Origin of the sequence: Microcoleus sp. OTE_8_concoct_300 (assembly GCF_031383065.1) — a bacterium.
Lineage (GTDB): Bacteria > Cyanobacteriota > Cyanobacteriia > Cyanobacteriales > Microcoleaceae > Microcoleus.
Genome location: NZ_JANMZH010000066.1, coordinates 1 through 11,033 on the forward strand (window position 1 = coordinate 1; position 11,033 = coordinate 11,033).

3 protein-coding genes are annotated in these 11,033 nt (G+C 48.1%); 1 reads left to right on the top strand and 2 read right to left on the bottom strand.

Going from position 1 to position 11,033, the window contains the following annotated elements; translation table 11 throughout:
• Positions 1 to 3,808: adenylate/guanylate cyclase domain-containing protein (locus tag ACUVJL_RS03360; protein WP_445244552.1), on the top strand; the 3,808-nt coding region annotated here is incomplete at its 5' end.
• 645 nt (positions 3,809 to 4,453) lie between these two features.
• Here ACUVJL_RS03360 and ACUVJL_RS03365 read toward each other — a convergent pair.
• Together ACUVJL_RS03365 and ACUVJL_RS03370 are read right to left on the bottom strand one after the other, a co-directional pair.
• Entirely contained in the window at positions 4,454 to 9,256 is a 4,803-nt protein-coding gene (locus ACUVJL_RS03365; RefSeq protein WP_445244553.1) for a DUF4347 domain-containing protein, read from the bottom strand.
• Between the two features lie 212 nt (positions 9,257 to 9,468).
• Positions 9,469 to 11,033: CHAT domain-containing protein (locus ACUVJL_RS03370; RefSeq protein ID WP_445244554.1), on the bottom strand; the 1,565-nt coding region annotated here is incomplete at its 5' end.

Sequence of the window (11,033 nt, forward strand, 5' to 3'; positions counted from 1 at the left end):
GAATACAATTACCCTGGAACCTTTGAGTTTAGCAGATCTCAATCAGTTGGTAGCAGATACGCTGATGTGCGATTTATCTTTGGCCCGGCCTTTGACAGAATTGGTTTATCAAAAAACCAAAGGTAATCCCTTTTTCTCTACTCAATTCCTCAAGTCGCTCTATGAAGATGGTCAAATTATCTTTGACTGGGAGGTACGGCATTGGCAGTGCGATATGGCTCAAGTTACATTTGCCGACGCCTCGGATGTGGTGGAGTTTATGGCGACGCAATTGCAGAAGTTGCCGAAGCAAACTCAGGAGGTTCTCAAACTTGCCGCGTGCATTGGGGCGCAGTTTGATTTAGATACATTGGCAATAGTTAGGGAAGAATTACCCAAACAAACGGCATCAGCGTTATGGAAAGCCTTGCAAGAAGGACTTATTTTACTGGTTGCCGAAGGCTATAACTTCATTGAAACAGATGCTCAATCCCCTACGGATTCGGTTGCAAATTCCACTTATAAATTCCTGCACGATCGCGTCCAGCAAGCGGCTTATTCATTGATTCCCAACGACCAAAAACAAGCCACTCATCTCAAGATTGGACAGTTAATGCTACAAAATTATTCCGAGATAGAAAGAGAAGAAAAACTCTTTGATATTGTCGGGCATTTAAATCAAGGAATTGAGTTAATCAATCAATTAAGCGAACGAGAAGCCTTAGCCAAACTCAACTTGGCAGCCGGTTGTAAAGCCAGAAGTTCTACTGCCTACGCTGCGGCAAATATCTATCTGCAAATGGGAGTTGAGCTACTGACAACTCAATGCTGGCAAACTCAATATGAATTGACCCTAAACCTCTATGTTGCTGCTGCTGAAATTGCCTATTTGAATGGTGACTTTGATGGTATGGAGCAGAGGGCAGCACAGGTTTTGCAGAATGCTCAGACAATTTTAGATCGAGTTAAAATTTACGAAATTCAAATTGCCGCTCAGACAGCCCAGAGCAAGGTGTTAGAAACGATCGCCGTAGCAAGAAACGCACTCTTACAATTGGGGATTCAACTCCCTGCCGAACCTGATGAAGCCAAAATTGGCAAAGCGCTACAAGCCCTTGCGGGCCCCCTCGGCGGCAGAAAGATTGAGGAACTGGTTGACCTACCTGTGATGACAAATCCACAGACTCAGGCAGCTATGCAACTGTCTGGTATGATATTTCCACCCATTTTCCAGGGAATGCCCGGTTTGCTTCCTCTGCTGAGCTCCACGATGGTGAGTTTATCGCTGCAATTTGGGAATGCACCCGCCTCGACGGTGGGGTATGCGATGCACGGGATGGTGCTATGTGCCTTTTTACAAGAGGTGGAAACCGGCTATGGCTTTGGGCAATTGGCACTCTCATTGCTCGAGAGGTTCAATGTGCCCGAATTCAAGTCTATAATTCTGCTTTTGTTTGGTGGTTGGATTCAGCATCGCCAAGAAGCTCTCTTGGCAACGATACCGACGCTGAAAGAGGGTTATAGGTTGGGCATGGAAACAGGCGACTTTGTAGACGCTGGCTACAACATATATATTTGTTTTTATACCCATTTATTCGCTGGGGTAGAACTAGACTCTTGGGAAGCAGAAATAGCGGGTTACAGGGCTGTCATGGCGCAGTTGAAACAATATTCGGCTCAGATTTATTTGGATATGATTCAGCAGACAGTGCAGAACTTGAGGGAAACGCGTATTCGGCCGGATTTCTTAATAGGCTCTGCCTACGATGAAACGGTGATGATTCCCAAGCACTATCAGGATAATGAATTCACGGCGATCGCTTGTGCTTGCATCTACAAACTGCTGCTTGCTTACTGCTATGGGAATTACACGGCTGCCCTAGACCACATTACCCAAGTCAAACAGTATTTGATGGGAGTATCGGGATCGGTTTTTGTTCCGATTTTTCATTTTTATGCCGCCCTCACCCACCTGGCACTTTTGCCGGCGCAGCCAGCAATTGAGCAAACTGAAATTCTTGGTTTAGTAGAAACCCATCAAAGCACGCTGCAACAGTGGGCGCAAAACGCTCCGATGAATTATCTGCATAAATGGCACTTAGTTGAAGCAGAACGGCAACGGGTGTTGGGCAATAAAGCCGAGGCGATTGAATTGTACGATCGCGCCATTTCTGGAGCCCAAGAAAACAAATATACTAATGATGAAGCCCTGGCCAACGAACTAGCAGCCCAATTCTACTCGGAATGGGGCAAAACAAAAGTTGCTCAAGCCTATATGTTTGAAGCGTATTATTGTTATGTTCAATGGGGAGCTACTGCTAAGGTAACGGATTTAGAAACGCGATATCCCCAATTATTCGCGGTAACTCAACCGACCCGGAAAAACACTAACACTACCGTAGCAATGACAACCACGGGTTCTGGTAATCACCTAGATCTCGCGGCAGTTATGAAGGCGTCTCAGGCTATTTCCGGCGAAATATTGCTGGACAAGCTATTGTCTAGCTTGATGAAAATTTTGATGGAAAATGCCGGGGCGCAACGAGGCTCTTTGATTTTGTCAAGCCACGGACAACTGTTAATTGAAGCTGAAGGGACAATAAATTCCGAACAAGTCACCGTGTTGCAGTCAATCCCCGTTGAAACCTGTCAAGAACTTTCCTCTGCAATTGTCAATTATGTGGCCCGCACTCAAGAAAGCGTGGTACTAGATGATGCTGTCCGAGAGGGACAATTTACCAACGACCCCTACATCCAAAAGAATCAGCCCAAATCCATTTTATGTGTGCCGCTGATTAATCAATCTCAAATCGTCAGTATTGTTTACCTAGAAAATAATCTGACAGCGGGAGCTTTTACGCCAGAAAGAGTGGAACTCTTAAAAGTGTTATCTGGACAGGCGGCGATCTCGATTCAAAATTCTAAGCTTTATACAGAAGTACGCGAAAATGAAACCAGGCTGGCTCAACTCAACAAAGCTTACGAGCGATTTGTTCCCCATCAATTCCTCCATTTTTTAGAGAAATCAAGCATCATTGATGTGGAATTGGGGGACCAAGTGCAGTTAGAAATGTCGGTGTTGTTTTCCGACATTCGCGACTTCACCACGCTTTCGGAAACTATGACGCCGGAGGATAATTTCAAATTTATCAATTCCTATCTCAGTCGCATGGAACCCGTCATTAATGAAAATCACGGGTTTATTGATAAATATATTGGCGATGCGATTATGGCGCTGTTTAGCGGCGAGGCGGATCATGCGGTGAAAGCGGGAATTGGTATGGTACACCGCCTCGTTGAATACAATCAATACTGCGCTAAGGCTGGCTGTGCGCAGATTCAGATTGGGATTGGGATTAATACGGGTTCTTTGATGCTGGGAACAGTAGGAGGACCAAATCGCATGGACGGGACGGTAATCAGCGATGCGGTGAATTTAGCTTCTCGCGTAGAAAGTTTAACGAAAAATTATGGGGTGTCGCTATTAATTACCCACCCAACTTACTCGCGCCTAAAAAATCCATCCCAGTATGCAATCCGCACCCTCGATACGGTAAAAGTCAAGGGAAAATCCGAAGCGGTAACGGTTTATGAGGTGTTTGATGCTGACCCGCTAGAAATTAAAGAGGGCAAGTTAGCTACGCTGGAATTGTTTGCAGAAGCTAGGGCAATTTACTCGGAAGGGAAGTTATTTGAAGCGGCGCGGCTGTTTTCCGAGTGTTGGCGTCAGAATCAGGGCGATGGCGTCGCTAAAATTTACTGGGAACGTTGTCAGTCTGCATTGCTGACTCGCACAAAAATCAAAGACAGGCTACACAATTTACATTAATTGCAACAGTCCCAAACTCGATCGCTACATTATTACACCGCGAGTCCCTGATGGCTTTGAGGGTCTGCTTGTCCTAAGAGTTGGCGGCCACGTAGCGCGAGGTAACTCTCACCAGCTATAGCAGATGTTGAAGGCTTTAGTTATCTAGAATATCAGCAAAATGCCATTGGAGGCAATGGTTTTAGCAATTAACAACGTCCTCCCCATCGGGCGCGGTTGCGCTATATTACATTATATCATGTCCGATAGATTAACCATAATATCACGGTCGGGGCGGGTTTTTGAGATGGTCAATTATTGGCAGGTATTGTTGGCGAACCCTCCCCTACAAAAATCGCGGTCACTCGACCGGACATGATATTACCTCTTAAATGAAGGAGAGTTAATTATTAAATGGAGGCCAAAACTTCAAAATAAGGCTAATACTTGTATCATAGTTTAAATGCACAACAGCTTAATATCACTCTTATAGGTATAGCCTTTCTCAGTAACATGAGGTGCTCTCGCGGTCATAGGGCATAGGCCTCCGTGGGCATAGGCCTCCGTGGGCATAGGGCATCAGTTGCAAGCGGTGTGTACCTCATTTTATTGAGAACCGCTATATGTTGTGACACTTTAGCGCTAAAGCGCCACAACATAGGAAGTCTAAAAAGTTACTAGCGGAACTATACTGCTGGCAGTAACTCCTTTCAATATAGCTAAATATTCCCCTGTTACCTGATACTGAATTATCGTATCGCTCACCAAAGCGCCTGTTCCTTGAAAAATATTTAACTGGTTAAAAGCCAGGGGGCTAATTAAATCAATTTTGTCTTGATTGAGGATAAAATCAGTAATCACATCGGCGGTGGCTAAGCCGATTGAACCCGTGCCGATCGCGAGGGCAAACACATCAAAACCCAATCCGCCTGTGAGAGTGTCGGCACCCCTTTCTCCACATAAGTAGTCATTGCCTCCGTCGCCAAACACTAGATCGTCGCCTTTGCCCCCGTAAATGCGATCGTTTCCCTTACCGCCGTAAATCAAGTCAATACCCCGATCGCCACTAATAAAATCAATCCCCTTACCACCAAAAATAATGTCATTGCCATCACCGCCCCTGATGCCGTCATTTCCTTTTTGTCCGTAAAGCAAGTCATCTCCTGCTTTGCCATGAAGATAGTCATTGCCGGGGCGTGCGTGGATCAAGTCATTCAATGGCGATCCTGTAATGTGATCGTCGTTATCTGTGAAACCGATTACTGACTTTTGGAACAAGGTTGTGACATCGCCCAAGTTATCGTTATCGCTGATATTGACTGTGAGAGGGGCGACCAGATTATTATACAAAGTGTCTGTGCTGGTAGTAGCGTGGCTAATTAGGCTGACATGATTGCCCTCAACAACCTCATCGTCAATAGCCTTCACAGTTACCGTTTGAGCGACATTCCAGTTGGCAGGAGTAAAAGTAAGGGCTTGTAGGCTGACAGTAACTTGGCTTCCAGGGGTAATGGCGACGGTGACATTAGCAGTTGGTTGAGTATTTAGTCGCACTTTGTATATATCGTGACCCAAGCTTTCGAGTACCTCGGTACGGCCAAGTGGTTCAAGGAAAACGACAGCGGGAGTACCTAGAGTCGGCGTAGGAGTCGGAGTCGGCGTGGGAATCGGAGTTGGCGTGGGAATCGGTGTTGGCGTGGGCGTGGGCGTGGGAGTCAGTGTGGGCGTGGGAGTCGGTGTGGGCGTGGGAGTCGGAGTCGGCGTGGGAGTCGGCGTGGGAGTCGGAGTCGGCGTGGGCGTAGGAGTCGGCGTGGGAGTCGGTGTGGGCGTGGGAGTCGGTGTGGGCGTGGGAGTCGGTGTTGGCGTTGAAATCGGAGTCGGCGTGGGAATCGGAGTCGGTGTTGGCGTAGGAGTCGGTGTTGGCGTAGGAGTCGGTGTTGGCGTAGGAGTCGGAGTCGGCGTGGGAGTCGGAGTCGGCGTGGGAGTCGGTGTTGGCGTTGAAATCGGAGTCGGCGTGGGAATCGGAGTCGGTGTGGGCGTGGGAGTCGGTGTGGGCGTGGGAATCGGAGTCGGTGTGGGCGTGGGAATCGGAGTTGGTGTGGGAGTCGGAGTCGGCGTGGGAATCGGAGTCGGCGTGGGAATGTTAACAGTAAAACTGCCTAAATTGCTACCTACAACTTGATTGCCAAGAGTATCTTTTACTTGCGATGCTTGCAAATTAACAGTGTAACTGCCATTATCTGCATCATTCCAACTTCCGCCAGGCGGAGTCAGCGAATAAGTTGCCGTGCGAGTAGTACCGTTACTATTTGTATCGACGCTGAAAAACCCAGTAGGAATAGCACCACCTGACCAATTTACTACCAGGTCAGAATTATCTAAACTGCTAACATCAATTCCACTACTATCACTGAAAGTAACTGTCAATGTCTGACTTGTACCACCCGGATTAGTAATGTTAGAAACGGCACCCAAGCTAGCAGTAGGTGCGGTAACATCAGCAGTACGAGTCAGTTGATTTGCAGCGGTATTGTTATTCCTCGCAGTATCCGTAGCAACAGCCGCAGGTACATCAACTGTGACGGGGCCATCAGCCTTCGGTGTGACATCAAAGGTGTAGGTTTTGGCATTAACTGTGACAAAGTTACCGACAGTCCCATTGGCGACGGTGATATCAGTATTCTCAAACCCGGTGACATTTTCACTGAATGTTGCTGTGACGCTAAATGCTGCGTTGACTGTGGTTGCTGATGCGGGTGTTAAGGCAACTGTGGGTACAAGGGTGTCTACAATTATGGCTTTTTTATCAGCTAAAGATTGTCCCGTAGGAATAGTTAAAGTTGCATTATTATTTCCAGCAGTATCTGTTAAGGTTGCACCAGGGGCTAAAGTTATACTATTTGAATTAAGGTCGGGGCTATTTTGTCCGGTTGCTGGAATGTATGTGCCGAAAGCAGCAGATGTACCGCTAAAAGGTGTAATAGTAACAGTGCCGCCTGTGTCTAAGGCGACACTCATGTTACCGCCTGCTAAAGTAACGGCTTCGCTGAATTTGACGGTAACGTTGATGTTGCCAGTTGTGTTGTAACTGCCGTCAGCGGTGGTAGAGGTGACGCTGGCAATGGTGGGTGCAAGAGTGTCAATAACTATGGCTTTACTACCACCGAGAGATTTGAGTGAGGCGGTAGTGGGGAGGGTTAAAAAAGCGTCAAAGGCTGTAGGAACAATTTCTTTAATTGTGCCGCCGTTGAGGGTGAGGGCGGTGGTGGCGAGGTATTGTAAGTCACCCGAGGTGTCTCCTGGTTGCACTACATAGTTGAAGGTGAGTACAGTACCACCGCTACCGCTGGTATAGATGGCAAAGCGGTCAGTTGTGCCTGTTTCTAGTTGGAGTTGGGGCGTGCCACCTGTGGTATCTACCTGAACAGCAGCATCGAAAGTGACGGTGATGGGGATGATATCACCTGCTTTGTAACTGCCGTCAGCGGTAGTAGCGGTGACAGCAGTAACTTTGGGGGTAGTGTTGAGCAGGATGGAGACGGTGTTACTATTTTTGTTCGCCACAGCTAAGTCAGGGAGACCGTCGCCGTTGAAGTCGTCGATGCTGATGGAGACGGGCGCACGGCCAGTAGGGAAAATGATTTGGGTGGCGAAAGTGGGGGTGGTGGCGCCGGTGGGAGTGGTGTTGAGCAGGATGGAAAGGCTGTCGTTGCCCGAGTTCGCCACAGCTAAGTCTGGTTTACCGTCGCCGTTGAAGTCGCCCATGCTGACGGAGAAGGCCCCAGGGCCAGTAGTGAAGTCAACTTTGGTGGCGAAAGAAGGGGTGGTAGCTTTGGTGGGAGTGGTGTTGAGCAGGATGGAGACGTTGTTGCTGATTTGGTTCGGCACAGCTAAGTCAGGGAGGCCGTCGCCGTTGAGGTCCCCGATGCTGACCCAGAAGGGGTTAATGCCAGTACCGAAGGTAACTTGGGTGGCAAAAGTGGGGGTGGTGGCGTCGGTGGGGGTGGTGTTGAGCAGGATGGAGACATTGTTGCTGGAAACGTTCCCCACAGCTAAGTCACGGAGGCCGTCGCCGTTGATGTCGCCGATGCTGGCGGAAAAGGGGACACGGCCAGTAGGGAAGGTAACGAAGGTGGCGAAAGTGGGGGTGCCGGCTCCGGTGGCGGTAGTGTTGAGCAGGATGGAGGCGGTGTTGGTGTAAGAGCTCGTCACAGCTAAATCAGGGACGCGGTCGCCGTTGATGTCGCCGATGCTGACGGAGTAGGGGTTTTTGGGAGTAGGGAAGGTAACTTGGGTGGCAAAAGTGGGGGTGGCTGCGCCGGTGGGGGTGGTGTTGAGCAGGATGGAGACATCGCTGCTGAGGTAGTTGGCCGTTGCTAAATCAGGGAGGAAGTCGCCGTTGAGGTCGCCGATGCTGACAGAGATGGGGCGAGTGTCAGTAGGGAAGGTTACGTGGGTGGCAAAAGTGGGGGTGGCTGCGCCGGTGGCGGTGGTGTTGAGCAGGATGGAGACATTGTCGCTCAAGAAGTTCGCCGTTGCTAAATCAGGGAGGCCGTCGTTGTTGATGTCGCCGATACTGAGCAACCTAGGGGCACTGCCAGTAGGGAAGGTAACTTGGGGACGGAAGCCTAGTACGCCCTTGTAAGTTTTGAGGGTGTTGGCGTTAAATGCTATTGGTGTTTCGATATGGCCTGTTTGTACTTCCAGTTCCCAGTCTCCACCCAGTGCGGCATTGCCGGTGGGGTTGGCGGAGGCGGCGATGTCGGCACCGGTTAATTCACTCAGGCGATCGAGGAATTGGTTTGGTTTTGTGGGCTTAACACCAGTCCTGCAGGGGGTTTTAACCCCCGTCTGATAGCGAAAGTCATCTACAGATGACCCAATAAGTGAATTGTCAAGATTGTCTTGAGGCGCTTTTAACTGACATCTTGCACCATTCTCAAGAACAGGCAAGATGCCTGTTCCACAAAGAGTAGATTTTCTTGTGGAACGGGCATCTTGCCCGTTCATAAAAGGCTTATTGACAATGGTGCCACATCTGAGTTTTAACCGACTTAAGCAAAGAGACAGAGGTGTTAACTCCTGGCTGATGTAACGGATGTAGTCGATGTCAGTTGTCACCGATACATCGGCGGCGACATTACACCCGTAGAGGAGAATATCGGCACCAGGAATTAATGCTTTGCGCCAGTGTTGGAGTTGAGGGGCGAAGCTTTCTATGTTGCTGCTGTTGAGTGTATCTGCACCGAGTTGTACTGCCCCAGGAGAGCCGTGAGAGATGATGTGGATTGCTTCTATATTTTGTTCAATTGCTAACCTTTCGGTGATTTGCTCAATGCCACTGAGCGTTTCATCTAGGATAATTACTTCAGCATTGGGGGAAACGCCGCTAATTAAACTCTGATGATTTTCAACAGTTGAGTCAATAAAAACTAGAGTTGAAACCAACTTTTGGTGTATCATTTGCATTCTATTTAATTTTCAGTTTGTAGAGTTATCATCCAAATATGACTTATGGAGTCACTAGCAATCAGAGGCTAGTGACTCCATAAGTCCTTGCGATTGCTTCGCTTCGTTCGCAATGATATTGTTCGTATTTATACACTTACTACTATGTAATTACGAGGAACAAAGCAAATTTCTGTCGCGAGTCAAGAAGCAATCGCCATCACCTTTATACCTTACCAAGGACTCCCAATCATTGTAAATGCCGACCAATAATAAGGATGGGAGAGGTTTTCATTACCTAGTTTAGCTAATTCTGGTGGTAATTCTAACTCCTTATTTAAGTTTGACAAAATTAAACGGTTATTTTTAATGCGAACTTGACCTTTAATCATAGCAATTTGAGCCTGCCGCAAGGCTTCAGCTTTAATCGGAGCGACCTTCAAGTGATGGTAAAATTCAGCCATTAACCCTAAAGTACCTTCATCGCTGACGTACCAAAGACTCGCCAAAACTGACTTCACCCCCGCTTGCACAGCTAGCCCCGCAAAGCCTAATTCAACGCCATTATCACCCACAGCCGTTCTACAAGCGCTCAACACCAATAACTCAACTTTAGGTGGCTGATTCCACCGTAGTTCGCGCACGCGATCGAGTGTTAGCCTGGTGTCTGATAACTCAATGTAAGAATTGCTCGGTGCTCCTGACTTAAACTCTCCGTGAGTGGCGAGGTGAATAATTCGATAGGCTTGGGTGCTGCGTTGCGACCTCAGATTATTGAGAGTAAAGGTTTGATTAAGGAAAGATTCGCCTTTCCATTCGGAGGCAATAGCGTTAAGTTCTGCCGGCACTGCTAGCAAGGGTTTGTTATTGGTAAATTGCGAGGCTCCCATTGCTAAAACTTCAGCATTTTTAACGCTTTCATAGTTAGTATCGGTCAAGTTGACGCTGGGAATGAGTGCGATGCTGTACTTTTCTACTAGAAATTGAGAACCGTCATGGAGGGCGGCTAAGGGGAGCGTTCGCAACCCCGCATCCATACTAAAAACTAGCGTATCGATTCCCTGAGCTTTCAAATCCGCTTCCAAGGGCGCCATTATCCACTGGTAAAGTTGTTGGGATGCTGGCAAATAACTCTCAGTATTGATGTTTTGGAGATTAAGGAGTTCCGACCTGAAGCTGGCGACGACTTTCATCAAAGTTTCGCGCCCGGCGGCGCGGATGCTTTTGTGAATTGGGAGGCCAGTAGGGGGGACGACGATCAGGTCTAATTGTTCAGGGCGGGATAAGACGTAGATAATGGCTGTTTTTTTACCAGTTTGGCTGCCAATCGCTCTAGTTTTTTCCTGTATGGCAGTAAAAGATTGCAAATCGCGCCTGATTTCCTGGTTAATGTATGACCCCACTTGTTCACTGTAGAAAATATCGATAAAGAAAGTGGCTTCAGGGATATCGCCTCTATCGATTAGTCGTGCTATATCGCTGCGGTCAACTCTATTTAGAGGCGATGCCGTTTGGACAACTTCGCTTACCCAATCGGATCTGTAGTTAAAAAGAGATGCAATTCTATTAATGATATTCAGCTTGTCAGATTGAGCGATCGCATTGGTAATTGAGCTATCCGGTGATGGTGTTGCAGATGGTGTTGCAGATGGTGTTGCAGGTGGTGTTGCAGGTGGTGTAGGTGGTGTCGGAGATGTTGCTGGTGGTGTCGGAGATGTTGCTGGTGGTGTCGGAGATGTTGCTGGTGGTGTCGGAGATGTTGCTGGTGGTGTCGGAGATGTTGCTGGTGGTGTCGGAG

Coding starts and splice junctions, on each gene's coding strand:
- ACUVJL_RS03365 (WP_445244553.1), bottom strand. CDS start 9,256: ATGCAAATGATACACCAAAAGTTGGTTTCAACTCTAGTTTTTATTGAC.